Below are 15,967 nucleotides of genomic sequence, written 5' to 3' on the forward strand. Positions count from 1 at the left end.
CTTTGCCACGATTGCCCAGCGCCTGATGACCGACATCGCCTCCCTGCACAAGAACCTCGATCACGCCCTGATCGCCGACCGCCATCGCCTGCGTCGCCAGCTCCATGAGCTGCACAAGAAGCCGGACGAGGCCAAGTTCGCCCAGTGGCTGGAGCGCTTCCAGGCGTCCTGCGCCAAGGTCGAGGCGCGCCGCAGCAGCGTGCCGCGCATGCGCTACGACGACGCCCTGCCCATCGCCGCCAAGCGCGACGAGATCAAGGCCGCGCTGGAGAAGCACCAGGTCCTGGTGATCGCCGGCGAGACCGGTTCGGGCAAGACCACCCAGTTGCCGAAGATCTGCCTGGAAATGGGCCGTGGCACCCACGGCCTGATCGGCCACACCCAGCCGCGCCGGCTGGCCGCGCGCAGCGTGGCGACCCGCGTGGCCGAGGAGATCGGCACGCCCCTGGGCGAGCTGGTGGGCTACCAGGTGCGCTTCGAGGACCAGTCCAACGAGCGCAGCCTGGTCAAGCTGATGACCGACGGCATCCTCCTGGCCGAAACCCAGCATGACCGCCTGCTCGAGCGCTACGACACCATCATCGTCGACGAGGCCCACGAGCGGAGCCTGAACATCGACTTCCTCCTGGGCTACCTGAAAACGCTGCTGCCACGGCGCCCGGACCTGAAGCTGATCATCACCTCGGCGACCATCGACTTGGAGCGCTTCTCCAAACACTTCGGTGACGCACCCATCGTCGAAGTCTCCGGCCGCACCTACCCGGTGGACACCTGGTACCGGCCCCTGGCCGCCGAGGTGGACGAGAACGGCGAGGCGCTGTTCGACGACCTGTCGGTGGACCAGGGCATCCTCCGCGCCCTGGACGAGATCGCCGACCACGAGCGCGCCGAGGGCAAGCGCCCGGGCGACGTGCTGGTGTTCCTCCCCGGCGAGCGCGAGATCCGCGATGCCGCCGAGGTGCTGCGCAAGGCCAACCTGCGCCTGACCGAGGTGCTGCCGCTCTACGCACGGCTGACCCCGGCCGAGCAGCAGAAGATCTTCGCGCCCATGGCCGGCCGCAAGATCGTGCTCGCCACCAACGTTGCCGAAACCTCGCTGACGGTGCCCGGCATCCGCTACGTGATCGACAGCGGCACCGCGCGCATCAGCCGCTACAGCTACCGCGCCAAGGTCCAGCGCCTGCCCATCGAGGCCGTGTCCCAGGCCAGCGCCAACCAGCGCAAGGGCCGTTGCGGCCGGGTCGAACCGGGCATCTGCGTGCGCCTCTACAGCGAGGAGGATTTCCTCGGCCGCCCCGAGTTCACTGACCCGGAGATCCTGCGCACCAACCTGGCGGCGGTGATCCTGCAGATGCTCCACCTGCGCCTCGGCGAAATCAGCGACTTCCCCTTCATCGAGCCGCCGGACGGCAAGGCGGTGAGCGACGGCTTCACCCTGCTGCAGGAACTCTCGGCGGTGAACCGCGAGGGCCAGCTCACGCCCCTGGGCCGTCAGCTGGCGCGCCTGCCGGTGGACCCGCGCCTGGGCCGCATGGTGCTGGAAGGTGCCCACCAGGGCAGCCTCGACGAGGTGTTGCTGATCACCAGCGCACTCTCGGTGCAGGACCCGCGCGAACGGCCGATGGAGCGCCAGCAGGCCGCCGACCAGGCCCACGCGCAGTGGAAGGACGTGGATTCCGACTTCGCCGCGCTGGTCAATCTCTGGCGCGGCTTCGAGGAACAGCGCCAGGCGCTGGGCTCCAACGCGCTGCGCACCTGGTGCCGCAAGAACTTCCTCAACTACATGCGCCTGCGCGAGTGGCGTGATGCCCACCGCCAGCTGACGCTGATCTGCCGCGAGCTCAAGCTGACGCTCAACAAGGAGCCGGCGGACTACCCGCGCGTGCACAAGGCGCTGCTCTCCGGCCTGCTCAGCCAGATCGGCCAGAAGAGCGAGGACGGCGACTACCTCGGCGCCCGCCAGCGGCGTTTCTGGATCCACCCCTCGACCGTGATCGCCAAGAAGCGGCCGCAGTGGATCATGGCCGCCGAACTGGTGGAGACCACCAAGCTGTTCGCGCGCATGGTCGCCAAGATCGACCCCGACTGGCTGGAGCCCCTGGCCGGCCACCTGGTGAAGAAGAACCACCTGGAGCCGCACTGGGAGAAGAGGCGCGGCCAGGTCGTGGCTTACGAGCAGGTCACCCTCTACGGGCTGATCGTGGTCGGCCGGCGCCCGGTGCACTACGGGCCCATCGACCCACCGGTGGCCCGCGAGCTGTTCATCCGCGAGGGCCTGGTGCGTGGCGAGATCCACAGCCGCGCCAAGTGCCTGGCCGCCAACCGCCAGTTGCTGGAGCGCCTCGACGAGCTGGAGGCCAAGGCCCGGCGCCGCGACATCCTCGCCGACGAGGAAACCCTCTTCGACTACTACGCCGCGCGCCTGCCCGAGGACATCTACCAGACCGCCAGCTTCGAGAAATGGTACGAGCGCGAGCGGGCGAAGAGCCCCGAGCTGCTGATCATGCGCGAGGAGGACGTGCTGGCCCGCGACGCCAATGAAGTCACCGCCGCGCAGTACCCCGACACCCTGCGCATCGGTGACCTGCAGCTGTCGCTGGACTACCACTTCGAACCCGGCCACGCCCGTGACGGCGTGACCCTGCGGGTGCCGGCGCCGCTGCTGCCGCAACTCCAGGCCGAGCGCCTGGACTGGTTGGTGCCCGGGCTGCTGGAAGCCAAGTGCGTGGCCCTGGTGCGCAACCTGCCCAAGGCCATCCGCAAGAACTTCGTGCCGGTGCCGGACTTCGTCAAGGCGGCGCTGGCCAAGCTGGTCTTCGCCGAGGGTTCGCTGCCCGAAGCGCTGGGCCGCGAGCTGCAACGCATGACCGGCTCGCGGGTGCCCGAGGAGGCCTGGACGGAAGCCGCCGCGCTGCTGGAAGGGCACCTGAAGATGAACATCGAGGTGGTTGACGCCCGCGGCAAGTTCCTCGGCGAGGGCCGCGACCTGGCCGAGCTAACCGCGCGCTTCGCCGAAGCCAGCCAGGCCGCCCTGGCCATCCCCCAGGGCGACAAGGCGCAGAAGGCGGTGGAAGCCAAGGTGTTCGCCGAGGTCGCCGAGAAGACCCAGCAGAAGATCGCCGGGCTTTCCATGACCGTCTACCCGGCGCTGGTGGAGGAGGGCGGGGTGGTCAAGGAACACCGCTTCCCGACCCAGGCCGAAGCCGAGTACCAGCACCGTCGCGCCCTGCAGCGCCTGCTGCTGCAACAGCTGGCCGAGCCGGCCAAGTTCCTCCGTGGCAAGCTGCCGGGCCTCACCGAGCTGGGCCTGCTGTACCGCGACATGGGCCGGGTCGACGCGCTGGTGGAGGACATCCTCCTGGCCAGCCTCGACAGCTGCATCCTCGAAGGCGAAACCAACCTGCCCCGCGATGGCGCGGCGCTGGCCTCGCTGGCAGAGAAGAAGCGCGGCGCCTGGGCCGAGCACGCCGAGCGCCTGGCGCGCCTGGTGCTGGACATCCTCAAGCTGTGGCACGGCCTGCAGAAGCGCTTCAAGGGGCGCATCGACCTGGCCCAGGCAGTGGCACTGAACGACATCAAGGCGCAGCTGGGCAACCTCGTATACCCCGGTTTCGTCCGCGAAACCCCGGGCGAATGGCTGAAGGAGCTGCCGCGCTACCTCAAGGCCATCGAGCAGCGCTTCGACAAGATCGGCGCCCAGCTGCAGCGCGACCGCGTCTGGTCCGGTGAGCTGGCCGGCTACTGGGAGCAGTACCAGGCACGCCTGGCCAAGCACGCCCAGGAGGGCAAGCGCGACCCCGAGCTGCAAACCTTCCGCTGGATGCTGGAGGAGTACCGCGTGTCCCTCTTCGCCCAGCAGTTGGGCACCAAGATGGCGGTTTCCGATAAACGACTGAATAAGCAGTGGACCCAGGTAGAGGCCTGATCGATGAGTGATGCGCTGTTCGACATCCGCCCCATGAACCCCGAGCAATACCGCGAGAAGACCCGGCGTATCGCCATCGGCATCGCCGTGCTGTTCATCGCCCTGGCCATGCTCATGGCCACCCTCAGCGTGCAGCTGTTCGGCACGCCGGGTGGCGATAACTTCCGCTGGAACCTGATCGGCGTGCTGGCCGGGGTGGCGATCACCCTGGCGCTGGTGCGCCTGCAACTGTGGCCGCGCCCCTTCATGGCGCCGGCGGTGTATGGCTGGCGGCTCAAGCGCAGCCTGATGCGCGTCACCAACCTGATGCACCGGGTCAAGGCGGGGGTCGCCGTGAACGACCCGGCGGCGATGAAGCTGCTGCGCTTCTACCACCTGGGCGTGACCCAGATGCACCAGCTGGACGGCAACACCTCCGACCTCAGCCAGATGGTCCACGAGATCGATGCGCACCGCGAAGCGCTGTTGGCACAGGGGCTGGATACCGAACAGACCCACCTCGACCCGGCCTGGCTGGAAGCGGTCAAGCGCTTCGGCTGAGCCCAGGCAGTACCGGACAAGGACTCCCCCCATGCCCTCCACCCTCGAACTCGTCGCCGACCTGGTCAACCTGATCGCCGTGCTGCTGGCCGCGCGCAACAGCGTGCACACCTGGTCCACCGGCATCCTCGGCTGCCTGCTGTTCGGCTGGCTGTTCTTCGGCGCGCAGCTCTATGCCGACGTCACCCTGCAAGGCTTCTTCATCATCACCAGCGCCATGGGCTGGTGGGCCTGGCTGCACGGCAACGCCGGCACCCAGCTGCCGGTGAGCCGCACCGCGCCGGCCAGCCTGTTGCGGATGGCGGCTTTGGCCGTGGTGGTGGCGCTGGCCTATGGCGCGCTGCTGCACCACTTCACCGACGCCTACGCGCCGCTGGTGGATTCCCTGGTGCTGACCTTCAGCGTGCTGGCGCAGTTGCTGCTGATGCGTCGGCGCCTGGAGAACTGGTACGCCTGGCTGCTGGTGAACACCCTGGCGGTGCCGCTCTATGCCTCCCGCGAGCTGTACCTCACCGCCGGGCTCTACACCCTGTTCTGGTGCAACGCCTGGTACGGGCTGTACTGCTGGCGCCGCGAGTTGCGCGAAGCCGCCACGCCCCTGGCCGGGCAGGAGCCGGCCTGAGGTGAGCGCGACCTTCCGCACCGGCCTGGTGGTGGGCAAGTTCTCGCCGCTGCACCTGGGCCACGAGCAGGTGATCCGCACCGCCCTGGGGCAATGCCAGCGCCTGCTGCTGCTGTGCTGGTCGCTGCCGGAACTGCCGGGTTGCGATGCCGAGCGCCGCGTACGCTGGTTGCGCCTGCGCTTTCCCGGGGTGCAGGCGGAAGTCGTCACCCCGGCACGCATCCAGGCCTGGCGCGAGCAGGGCAAGCGCCTGCCCGACCTGCCCCACAACGACGCCCCCGAGTTCGAACCGCGCCAGTTCGTCGCCGAGTTCTGCCAAGCGGTGTTCGGCACCACGGTGGATGCGGTGTTCACCAGCGAAAGCTACGGCGACGGCTTCGCCGAGCACCTGGCAGGCGTCTTCGGCCACCCGGTGCGGCACGTCTGCGTCGACCAGCAGCGCCTAGCCGTGCCCGTCTCCGGCACCCGGCTGCGCGCCGATCCCCATGGGCTGCGCGGCTTCCTCGCCCCCGAGGTGCACGCCGACTTCGTCGAGCGCATCGTCTTCCTCGGCGGTGAGTCCACCGGCAAGAGCAGCCTCGCCATCGCCCTGGCCTCAGCGCTCGACGCTCCTTGCGTGGCCGAATTCGGCCGCGAGCACTGGGTGGCGAAGGATGGCGCGCTGGAGTACGACGACCTGCTGCATATCGGCCGTACGCAGACGGCCCGGGAGGACCAGGCCGCGCTTGAGGCCGCGCGCTACCTGGTCTGCGACACCTCGGCGCTGACCACGCTGTTCTACAGCCACGCGATGTTCGGCCGCGCCGAAGCCGAACTCGCCAACCTGGCCGAACGCCCCTACACCCACAGCTTCCTCTGCGCCGACGACTTCCCCTTCGTGCAGGACGGCACCCGCCAGGACGAAACCTTCCGCCGCCGGCAGCAGGCCTGGTACCACGCCGAGCTGCAGCGCCGCGGCTGGCCCTACCAGGTGCTCACCGGCTCGCTGGATGCGCGGGTGCAGCAGGTGCTGGCCCACCTGCGCGACGCCTCCCCGGGCTGAAGCCCGGGCTACGGGCGGCACTCGGGCTGCTCCTGTGGGAGCGGATTCATCCGCGATCGATGCCTCTGCGATGCACCGTCCCGTAGGTTGGCGCCGAGCGTAGCGAGGCCCAACGCAGCGGAGCCGGGCATCGCAACGTTGGGCTTCGTTCCTCAACCCAACCTACGGGCGCTCTGTGCGAGGGTTTCCCGGGCTGAAGCCCGGGCTGTTCCTGTGGGAGCGGATTTATCCGCGATCGACGCCACTGCGAGGCACCGTCCCGTAGGTTGGCGCCGAGCGCAGCGAGGCCCAACGAAGCGGGGCTCAACCTTGCAATGTTGGGTTTCGTTCCTCTACCCAACCTACGGGGCTGCCGTCGGTGGGGACCTGGGAAAGCAAAAGGCCGCCGCTGGAGTGATCCAGCGGCGGCCTTTTCGTTACCGGCTTGGCTCAGGCCATGGCCAGGCGGGCGTCGCGGCGTTTTTCCAGGCGCAGGGCGAAGAGGGCGACGGCGAGAGCCAGCAGCGGCAGGCTGGCGGCGGCCCAGGGCAGGGCGGTGAGGCCGGGGCCCTGGTCGATGACGCTGCCGCCGAGCCAGGCACCCAGGGCGTTACCCAGGTTGAAGGCGGCGATGTTGAAGCTGGCGGCCACGCTCTGGCCGGCGCCTTCGGCCTTTTCCAGCACCCAGATCTGCAGCGGCGGCACGGTGGCGAAACCGGCGGCGCCGAGGAGGAAGGTGAAGGCGATCACCGCGGCCTGGTTCTCCAGCACGAAGCCCAGGAGGCCGAGCACTAGGGCCAGGGCGATCAGGCTGCCCAGCAGCGCCGGCAGCAGGCGGCGGTCGGCGAGGCGGCCGCCCAGTAGGTTGCCCAGCACCAGGCCGGCGCCGAATACCAGCAGCACCGGCGAGACGGCGGCTTCGCCGAAGCCGCTGACACGGGTCAGCAGCGGGGCGATGTAGCTGAACACGGTGAACACGCCGCCGAAACCCAGCACCGTGGTCAGTAGGCCCAGCAGCACGGCGGGGCGGCCGAGCACGCGGAAGTCTTCGCGCAGGCTGCTGGGGGCGGGCTTCTCGTGATCGCGGGGGACGAACAGGGCGATGATCACCAGCGCCACCAGGCCCACGGCGGTCACCGCCCAGAAGGCTGCGCGCCAGCCCATGGCCTGGCCGAGCCAGGTGCCGAAGGGCACGCCGAGGATGGTGGCGACGGTGAGGCCGGTGAACATGATGGCGATGGCCGAAGCGCGGCGGTCGGCGGCGACCAGGCTGGTGGCGACCACCGAGCCGACGCCGAAGAAGGTGCCGTGGGCGAAGGAAGTGAGCACCCGCGCGATCATCAGCGTGGTGTAGTCGGGGGCCAGGGCGCAGGCGAGGTTGCCGAGGGTGAAGATCACCATCAGCGCCAGCAGGGTGGTCTTGCGCGGCCAGCGTGCGCTGAGGGCGGTGAGCAGCGGCGCGCCGGCGACCACGCCGAGGGCGTAGCCGGAGATCAGCAGGCCGGCGGCGGAGATGGAGACGCCGAGGTCGCCGCCGACCTCCAGCAGCAATCCCATGATGATGAATTCGGTGACGCCGATGCCGAAGGCACCGGCGGTGAGGGCGTAGAGGGCGACGGGCATGATGCGGGCTCCGTGGATTAGTCGATGGCGGCCAGCTTATCGACGCCCTTTTTGTTGATATAGACTGCCTCCGCGCAAATCACTTGTGAGTTCAAGTCATATGTCCCGGCCCGATATCAACCGTTTCGGCGAGATGGATGTGTTCGTCCGCGTGGTGGAAACCGGTGGCTTCACCAGCGCCGCCCGTGCCTGCGGGATGACCCCCTCGGCGGTGAGCAAGCTGGTGTCGCGCCTGGAGGCGCGGCTCGGCGCGCGGTTGTTCAACCGCTCCACCCGGCGCCTGGGGCTGACCCCGGAGGGCGAGCGCTTCTACCAGCGCAGCCTGGGCATCCTCGCCGACCTCAACGAGGCCGAGCGCGAGGCGGGGGCCAGTGCACGGCCCCACGGGCGGGTGCGCATCAGCTGCAACGTGCCCATCGGCCGCCAGCACCTGATCCCGGTGCTGCCGGAATTCCTCGCGCTGTACCCGGAGGTGAGCCTGGACATCAGCCTCACCGATGCGGTGGTGGACCTGCTGGAGACCCGCGCCGATGTGGCGATCCGCAGCGGCCCGCTGAAGGACTCCGGCCTGGTGGCGCGCAAGCTCGGCGACTACGCCCATCACGTGGTCGCCGCGCCCGCCTACCTGGCCCGCCACGGCGTGCCGGCGACGCCTGCCGAACTGGCCGGGCACAACTGCCTCAACTTTAACTACCAGCGCGCCGGGCGCGACTGGCCCTTCCTCGGTGACGAGGAGGACGAGATGCCCCGGGGCAACCTGTCGATCAGCGATGGCGACGCCCTGCGCCACCTGGCCCTGGCCGGGCTGGGGCTGGCGCGGCTGGCCAGCTTCCAGGTGCACGACGACATCCGCGAGGGACGCCTGCAGGCGGTGCTGGAGGACTTCAACCCCGGCGACAGCAAGCCGGTCCACGCACTCTACGTCGGCCAGGGCGGGCACCTGCCGACGCGGGTGCGGGTGTTGCTGGATTTCCTCGCCGAGCGGATGCGCCTTCCCTAACCGAGCTTCTCGGCCCAGGTGGCGAGAAAGGTCGGCAGGTATCTATCGATCACGAAACGCGGGTTCGGCTGGGCGTCCTCATGGAAGCCGCGCAGCACGAAGCCGGCTTCCAGCTGGCCGCCGATCTGCTCCGCCAGGCTGTGGCCGAACACCAGGGCCTCGCCGCGTTCGTGCTTGGCCGCCAGCTCCTCCGGGCTCAGGTCGTCGAGGTCGGAGTAGGGCAGGGTGAAGCGCGGCTTGATCAGGCCCTGCTCGGCATGGCGCGGGTCACGGTCGGCGACGAACACCACCGGGTTGTAGAAGCTCGACAGCAGCCGGCCACCGGGGCGCAGCACACGGAAGCACTCGCGCCAGACCGGGCGGATATCCGGCACGTAGAGGTTGGAGATGGGGTGGAACACGCAGTCGAAGCGCGCGTCGGCCAGGGCCGAGAGGTCCAGGCCGTCGCGCTCGGCCACCTCGCGGTCGCGGGCGAGCTGCTCGGCGGAGGCGTCCAGCACCAGCACCTCGGCACCGGCGGCGGCCAGCACCGGGGCCTGCTGGCCACCGCCCGACGCCAGGCAGAGGATGCGCAGCCCGCGCACCTCGGGGAGCCAGCCGGCGGGCAGCGGGCTGGGAGTCAGGCGCACCTGCCAGTCGCCTGCGCGGGCGGCGGCGATGGTGGCGGCGTCCACGGGGCGCGACCATTCGCAGTGCTGCCGGGCCTGGCGGTCCCAGGCGGCGCTGTTGTGTTCGAGGATGTCCAGTGCGGGCTTGTGGCGGGGCATGTGGCGTTCCTTGCGGGGGTGGTCCGAGGGCACAAGGGTGAAGCGTCGTGGCCGGTTTGAAAACCGGAAACGTGCCGCGGGGGTTCAACCCGGCGGCGCCGGGCGTTAAGGTGCGCGGTCAGCAAACGGCAAATGGAGCGCCACGATGAGCCTTCACGGCACCTACGATCCGCAGAACGTCTTCGCCCAGATCATTCGTGGCGAGGCCCCTTGCTACACGCTCTATGAAGACGACGACGTGCTCGCCTTCCTCGATATCTTCCCGCAGTCCTACGGCCACACCCTGGTGATCCCCAAGCGTTCGGCGGCGCGCAATATCCTCGATATCGACGGCGACGCCCTGGCCAAGGTCATGGCCGTGGTGCAGCGCCTGGCCCGGGTGCTGGTGGAGGAGCTGGAGCCGGCCGGCGTGCAGGTGGCGCAGTTCAACGGCGCCCCGGCGGGGCAGACGGTGTTCCATATCCACATGCACATCGTTCCCCGTTTCGAGGGCGAGTCCCTGGGCATCCATGCCAGCAAGAAGGCCGATCCGGCTGAGCTGGAGGCGCTGCAGGCGCGCTTGCTCAAGCGCCTCTGAAGTCCGGGGTGTGCCGCGACGACCGGCCTCGAAACCGGTCGTTTGCGCGTTATCAGCCGACGATTCGGCCTTTTTAGCCGCACATAAGCCGATTTTCCCGGTCGTCCGCCTGTGTCCTGGCTACGGCGCCGAGCATCTATAACAACATTGAAGGACTCGTTTGTAGGCTTAATCCTACATATCGAGGCGTTTTCGCCACCTTCAGCGGGCTTTTCCCAACTCGCTCCATGCGCCGGCCGATGGTCTGACGCAGCGGCGCCGATGCCCCGGAAAGACCCGCTCTGTGGCAGAATTCGCGGCTTGCGTGAGAGGCCGTTGCTATCCTTCGGCGACCCGCGAGCGGGCCCCAGTGCCCTGCCGCCGTGAAGCCTCCGGCCTGCCCGCTACAACAAGGATTCGCTGTTCCATCCCGCCAGGCGGGGTGAGCCTTTTTCCAATGCTGGTCGAGCCTTCGCCCAGCGCCCAACTGCCCAACCGGCTGTGCCTGCTCACAGCCCAGTAACGAGAGGATCGACCGTGCACAAAGTCGTGATCAGTGGCACCGGCCTTTACACCCCGTCCCAGAGCATCTCCAACGAAGAACTGGTGGCCTCGTTCAACGCCTACGTCCAGGCGTTCAACGCCGAGAACGCCGCTGCCATCGAGCGTGGCGAAGTCGAGGCGCTGAGCGAATCCAGCGTTGCCTTCATCGAGAAGGCGTCGGGGATCAAGAGCCGCTTCGTGATGGACAAGGACGGTATCCTCGACCCGCAGCGCATGGTTCCGCGCCTTCCCGAGCGTTCCAACGAAGAATGGGGCGTGCTCTGTGAAATGGCCGTTGGTGCCGCCAAGCAGGCCCTGGAGCGCGCCGGCCGCACCGCCGCCGACATCGATGGCGTGATCGTCGCCTGCTCCAACCTGCAACGCGCCTACCCGGCCGTGGCCATCGAAGTCCAGGCCGCACTGGGCATCCAGGGCTTCGGCTACGACATGAACGTCGCCTGCTCCTCGGCCACCTTCGGCATCCAGGCGGCGACCACCGCCGTGCAGACCGGCCAGGCCCGCGCCATCCTCATGGTCAACCCGGAAATCTGCACCGGCCATTTGAATTTCCGTGACCGCGACAGCCACTTCATCTTCGGCGACGCGGCCACCGCAGTGATCATTGAGCGTGCCGACCAGGCCACCTCGAAGTACCAGTTCGATATCGTCGGCACCAAGCTGCTGACCCAGTTCTCCAACAACATCCGCAACAACTTCGGCTTCCTCAACCGCGCCGCGGAAGAGGGCATCGGCGCCCGCGACAAGTTGTTCGTGCAGGAAGGCCGCAAGGTGTTCCGCGACGTCTGCCCGATGGTCGCCGAGCTGATCGCCGCGCACCTGCAGGAGAACGAGCTGGACGTCGCCGACGTGAAGCGCTTCTGGCTGCACCAGGCCAACCTCAACATGAACCTGCTGATCGCCCGCAAGCTGCTGGGCCGTGACGCCGAGGCCGAAGAGGCGCCGGTGATCCTCGACACCTACGCCAACACCAGCTCCGCCGGTTCGGTGATCGCCTTCCACAAGCACCAGGACGACCTGCCCAGCGGTTCCCTGGGCGTGCTCAGCTCCTTCGGCGCCGGCTACTCCATCGGCAGCGTGATCCTGCGTAAGCACTGATGGCCGCCCCTGCGGACAGCGAGCTGCTGCCCCGCCTGCGGGCGGGGGAGCAGCGGGCCTTCCGCGAACTCATCGATGCCTACCAGGGCGCCATGCGCGCCGTGGCCTTCGCCATCGTCGGCAGCCCCCATGCCGACGAAGTGGTGCAGGACGCCTGGCTCGCCGTGGTGCGCAGCCTGGACGGTTTCCAGCAGCGCTCCAGCCTCAAGACCTGGCTGCTGACCATAGTCGCCAACACCGCCCGCACCCGCCTCAAGCAGAGCCGCCGCGAAGTCCTGCTCGACGACCTGCCCGCGCCCCACGGCACCGTGGATGACACGCGCTTCGCCGCCAACGGCCACTGGTTGGCCGGCCCTGCCACCTGGCACGAAGATTCCCCCGAGGCCCTGCTGGCCGAAGAGGAGCTGCGCGAGTGCCTGGAGAAGACCCTGCTGAGCCTGTCCGACCTGCAGCGCAGCGTGTTGCTGCTGCGCGAGCGCCAGGGCCTGGAATTGCAGGAGATCTGTAACCTGCTGGAGGTTTCCCTCTCCAATGTCCGGGTGCTGTTGCACCGTGGGCGCCTCAAGCTGTTCGCCACCCTGGAGCATTTCGAGGAGACGGGCCAATGCTGAACTGCCGGGAGCTGGTCGCCCGATCCAGCGACTACATCGACGGCCAACTGGGTTTCGTGCAGCGCCTGGGCGTGCGCCAGCACCTGCTGATCTGCCCCCATTGCCGGCGCTTCCTCGCCCAGCTGAACCTCACCCGTGAAGTGCTCAGGCAATTGCCCGAAGCGAGCCCGGAAGGTGATGAAAAACTGGCCGAACGGCTCGCTCGGGCACGTAACGAAGCCTCCTGAGCCAGGTCATCGCGCCGTAATATTTCAGTCGTGTTGTCATAATCGGTTGCACGCTACTCTGCGACAACTTGCCGCTTCGCTTGCCCGCAAAGCCCGTCCTAGAGCGGTTTTTCCTATATTCCCAATGGCGATGAAAAAGTTCCTTTGTCATAAAACATTTATCTAAAAGCAACTGAGCTGAAATAACCCCCCGCCAACATTCCCCCCCAGCACAAACGAGCCCAACGCTCGGGTGTTTTCCAGCACTAAAGACCAACAGGGGAATCTTCGATGATCCGTAAGCACTTCGCCGGTTTTGCCGCCAGCGCCATGGCTCTGGCCATTTCCGCCCAGGCTTTCGCTGGTACCGTCACCACCGACGGCACCGACATCGTTATCAAGACCAAGGGCGGCCTTGAAGTCGCTACCACCGACAAGGCGTACAGCTTCAAGATCGGTGGCCGCCTGCAGGCTGACTACAGCAGCTTCGACGGCATCTACACCAAGAACGGCGATTCCGCCGACGCGGCTTACTTCCGTCGTGCCTTCCTGGAAATCGGTGGCGTGGCGTACACCGACTGGGCTTACCAGATCAACTACGACTTCTCCCACAACGCTGGCAGCTCCGACGACGGTTACTTCGACGAGGCCTCCATCGCCTACACCGGCTTCAACCCGGTGGTGATCAAGGTTGGTCGTTTCGACCCGGAATTCGGCCTGGAAAAAGCCACCAGCTCCAAGTGGGTGACCGCTCCTGAGCGTAACGCCTTCTACGACGTCATCGACTGGGCCAACGGCCACCAGAACGGCATGGGCGCCCAGGTCTCCACCACCATCAGCAACTACGCGTACCTGTCCGGTGGTGTGTTCTCCAAGGACAACAACGACACCGATGGCAAAGCCAACAAGCAAGTGAACCTGCGTGGTGTGTTCGCTCCGATGGCTGAAGCCGGCAACGTTCTGCACTTCGGTGCCAACTTCGCTCGTCGCGACGTATCCGACTCCACCATCGACTCCCGCTTCCGCAGCCGCCTGGGCATGCGTGGCGTTGAGACCCTGGGTGGCAACGATGCCGGCACCAACGGCAACCGCGTGGTCTTCGGTGGTGCAAACACCCGGCCTGCCGGTTCCTATGACGACGACACCGCCTGGGGTCTGGAAGCGGCTTGGGCCACCGGCCCGTTCTCCCTGCAGGGCGAATACATGAAGCGCAAGATGAAGGCCGACTCCGCCGCCTTCCAGGACATCAAGGCCGACGGCTTCTACGTACAGGCGGCCTACACCCTGACCGGCGAGGCACGTGACTACAAGCTCGGCAAGTTCGACAAGATCAAGCCGAACAACAAGCAGATCGGCGCTTGGGAACTCTTCTACCGCTACGACAGCATCAGCGTGGATGACGGTAACGTGACCACCGCTTCCGCTACCCGCGAAGTCGGCGACGCCGAGGCCAAGGTGCACAACCTGGGCGTGAACTGGTACGCCAACGAAGCCGTGAAGATCAGCGGTACCTATGTTCGTGCCGCCACCGACAAGGTGACCAACAACGTGGGCGACGACGACGGCGACGGCTTCGTCATCCGCGCGCAGTACGCGTTCTAAGCAATACCGTTCATCCGCTCCTTCTTGAGCCCCGCTTCGGCGGGGCTTTTTTATGGGCGTGTTTTTCGCGATGTCCGGGAGGGGTAAGGGGTCGTAGGTTGGCTAGAGGCACGAAACCCAACGATGCGAGGTCCCGCCCTGCTCCGTTGGGCCTCGCTGCGCTCGGCGCCAAGCTACGGCGGAACCCTCCGGGCTCATCGCGGATGAATCCGCTCCCACGGTGGGTGCGCATGTTCTTGTGGCAGCGGTTTCAACCGCGAAAGAACATCGTCGATGAATTCTCTGCGACAGGCTTTTTTTCGCCGGCGCCGCAGGCCAGACTTGTCGCCATGCCGATCCAGACCCTTTCCCGCCTTTCCGAAGTCGATGCCGCCAGCTGGGATGCCCTGCTGAAGGACGACCAACCCTTCCTGCGCCATGCCTTCCTCGCCACCCTGGAGGACAGCGGCAGCATCGGTGGGCGCAGCGGCTGGTGGCCGGCCCATCGCCTGTTGCGCGGTGCGGGCGGCGAACTGCTCGCGGCCATGCCGGCCTATGTGAAGGCGCATTCCTATGGCGAGTACGTGTTCGACTGGGGATGGGCCGATGCCTGCCAGCGCGCCGGCATCGACTACTACCCCAAGCTGCTCGCCGCTGTGCCCTTCTCGCCGGTGCGGGGTGCACGCCTGCTGGGCCATGACGAGGCGGCTGCGGCGCAGCTGATCGACGCGCTGGTGCCCGAGCTGGAGGTGGCGGGGCTGTCCGGTTTGCACATCAACTTCACCGACGCCTTCGCCGATGCCCGCCTGCAAGGGCGTGAGCAGTGGCTGGAGCGCCTGGGCTGCCAGTACCACTGGCACAACCGCGGCTATCGCGACTTCCAGGATTTCCTCGATGCCTTCTCTTCGCGCAAGCGCAAGCAGGTGCGCAAGGAACGCGAGCAGGTGGCGGGTCAGGGGATCGCGTTCGAGTGGCGCGAAGGGAATGAGCTGAGCGAGGCGGAATGGGATTTCGTCTACGCCTGCTACGCCAACACCTATGAGGTGCGCGGCCAGGCGCCGTACCTGACGCGGGTGTTCTTCAGCCTGCTGGCCGAACGCATGCCCCAGGCCATTCGCGTGGTGCTGGCGAAACAGGGTGCGCGGCTGGTGGCCATGGCCTTCTCGTTGATGGATTCGGGGTCGCTGTACGGGCGTTACTGGGGCTGCCTGGCGGAGTTCGACCGCCTGCATTTCGAGACCTGTTTCTACCAGGGCATCGACATGGCCATCGCCGCCGGGTTGCCGCGCTTCGACGCCGGCGCCCAGGGCGAGCACAAGCTGATCCGTGGCTTCGAGCCGGTGATCACCCGCTCCTGGCATTACCTTTTGCACCCCGGCCTGCGCGAGGCGGTGGCGGGCTTCCTGGAGCAGGAGCGCCCCGCGATCCTCGGTTATGCCGAAGAGGCGCGGGGCATGCTGCCGTATCGCAAGTCGGGGGAGTGAGCCCCCGGTTGCCGATGGGGATCAGCTGTTGCTGACGCTGCCGCCCCATTCGAGGAACTTCATCTTGTGCACTTCACCCTTGCTGTCTTCGTAGACCAGCACCACGGGCACGACGCCGGATTTGCTGGTGTTGTCGGTGCGGTAGATGACTTTCTGCACGTCCACGTTCATGCCGTAGTGGTAGTCGACGGCGGTCAGTTCGGCGCCCGGTTCGCGGCTTTCGGCGGCGAAGACGGCGGGGGCCAGGCTGGAGAGGACGGCGGTAACGGCGGCTGCGATTTTCATGCTGATCTTTCCTCGATTGGGCGGTTGGAAAGCTTCAACTGAAACCCGGTGCGCGATGGCTTCCTGCTACGGGTTTGGGTTGCTGCT

General features: G+C 67.2%; 14 protein-coding genes. 11 read left to right on the forward strand and 3 right to left on the reverse strand.

Translation table 11 applies throughout. From position 1 onward, the window contains the following. Positions 1-25: 25 nt before the first annotated feature. Genes hrpA through PI990_RS08365 form a run of 4 tightly spaced genes read left to right on the forward strand, consistent with a single transcriptional unit; the run spans position 26 to position 6,129 of the window. Positions 26-3,925 carry an ATP-dependent RNA helicase HrpA gene (gene hrpA / locus PI990_RS08350; protein ID WP_271660343.1) on the forward strand — a complete coding sequence of 1,300 codons (3,900 nt, stop codon included), beginning with the start codon at positions 26-28 and terminating at the stop codon, positions 3,923-3,925. 3 nt (positions 3,926-3,928) lie between these two features. Next, positions 3,929-4,465 carry a DUF3087 domain-containing protein gene (locus PI990_RS08355; RefSeq protein WP_442969321.1) on the forward strand — a complete coding sequence of 179 codons (537 nt, stop codon included), beginning with the start codon at positions 3,929-3,931 and terminating at the stop codon, positions 4,463-4,465. A gap of 31 nt (positions 4,466-4,496) precedes the next feature. Continuing rightward, positions 4,497-5,087, forward strand: coding sequence for a nicotinamide riboside transporter PnuC (pnuC, locus tag PI990_RS08360; protein WP_263403219.1), 591 nt, complete (start codon positions 4,497-4,499; stop codon positions 5,085-5,087). Position 5,088: 1 nt separating this feature from the next. Next, positions 5,089-6,129 (forward strand): AAA family ATPase, encoded by a 1,041-nt coding sequence (locus tag PI990_RS08365; protein ID WP_271660344.1) that lies wholly within the window; start codon positions 5,089-5,091, stop codon positions 6,127-6,129. A 429-nt stretch (positions 6,130-6,558) separates the two neighbouring features. On the opposite strand, the gene PI990_RS08370 is transcribed toward PI990_RS08365, so the two are convergent. Further along, positions 6,559-7,731 (reverse strand): MFS transporter, encoded by a 1,173-nt coding sequence (locus tag PI990_RS08370; RefSeq protein WP_271660345.1) that lies wholly within the window; start codon positions 7,729-7,731, stop codon positions 6,559-6,561. Positions 7,732-7,831: 100 nt separating this feature from the next. On the opposite strand from PI990_RS08370, the gene PI990_RS08375 reads away from it, so the two are divergent. Next, positions 7,832-8,731 carry a LysR family transcriptional regulator gene (locus PI990_RS08375; protein ID WP_271660346.1) on the forward strand — a complete coding sequence of 300 codons (900 nt, stop codon included), beginning with the start codon at positions 7,832-7,834 and terminating at the stop codon, positions 8,729-8,731. On the opposite strand, the gene PI990_RS08380 is transcribed toward PI990_RS08375, so the two are convergent. After that, a complete protein-coding gene (locus tag PI990_RS08380; protein ID WP_271660347.1) occupies positions 8,728-9,498 on the reverse strand; it encodes a class I SAM-dependent methyltransferase in 771 nt (256 codons plus the stop codon). The genes PI990_RS08375 and PI990_RS08380 overlap by 4 nt on opposite strands. A gap of 145 nt (positions 9,499-9,643) precedes the next feature. Between PI990_RS08380 and PI990_RS08385 the strand changes: the two genes are divergently transcribed. The 6 genes from PI990_RS08385 (at position 9,644) to PI990_RS08410 (ending at position 15,595) form a co-directional block, all read left to right on the forward strand. Next, positions 9,644-10,075, forward strand: coding sequence for an HIT family protein (locus PI990_RS08385; RefSeq protein WP_184490771.1), 432 nt, complete (start codon positions 9,644-9,646; stop codon positions 10,073-10,075). 516 nt (positions 10,076-10,591) lie between these two features. Next, positions 10,592-11,713: a beta-ketoacyl-ACP synthase III gene (locus tag PI990_RS08390; protein ID WP_271660348.1), complete on the forward strand. Its 1,122-nt coding sequence runs from the start codon at positions 10,592-10,594 to the stop codon at positions 11,711-11,713. Continuing rightward, a complete protein-coding gene (locus PI990_RS08395) occupies positions 11,713-12,324 on the forward strand; it encodes an RNA polymerase sigma factor (protein ID WP_271660349.1) in 612 nt (203 codons plus the stop codon). Before PI990_RS08390 ends, PI990_RS08395 begins: the two co-directional genes overlap by 1 nt. Next, on the forward strand, positions 12,318-12,551 hold the full coding sequence (locus PI990_RS08400) for an anti-sigma factor family protein (protein WP_184490769.1): 234 nt from the start codon (positions 12,318-12,320) through the stop codon (positions 12,549-12,551). Before PI990_RS08395 ends, PI990_RS08400 begins: the two co-directional genes overlap by 7 nt. Before the next feature lie 270 nt (positions 12,552-12,821). Continuing rightward, complete coding sequence (locus tag PI990_RS08405; protein WP_184490768.1) at positions 12,822-14,132, forward strand: OprO/OprP family phosphate-selective porin; 1,311 nt, start codon at positions 12,822-12,824, stop codon at positions 14,130-14,132. 329 nt (positions 14,133-14,461) lie between these two features. Then, positions 14,462-15,595: a GNAT family N-acetyltransferase gene (locus PI990_RS08410; RefSeq protein ID WP_271660350.1), complete on the forward strand. Its 1,134-nt coding sequence runs from the start codon at positions 14,462-14,464 to the stop codon at positions 15,593-15,595. Between the two features lie 21 nt (positions 15,596-15,616). Here the strand turns inward: PI990_RS08410 and PI990_RS08415 are convergent, their stop codons facing one another. Continuing rightward, the gene (locus tag PI990_RS08415) at positions 15,617-15,880 is read right to left on the reverse strand and encodes a DUF2790 domain-containing protein (protein ID WP_271660351.1); all 264 of its coding nucleotides are present in this window, start codon (positions 15,878-15,880) and stop codon (positions 15,617-15,619) included. Positions 15,881-15,967 lie beyond the last annotated feature (87 nt).

The organism is Pseudomonas sp. TUM22785, from assembly GCF_028198105.1.
Taxonomy (GTDB): Bacteria; Pseudomonadota; Gammaproteobacteria; order Pseudomonadales; family Pseudomonadaceae; genus Metapseudomonas; species Metapseudomonas solani.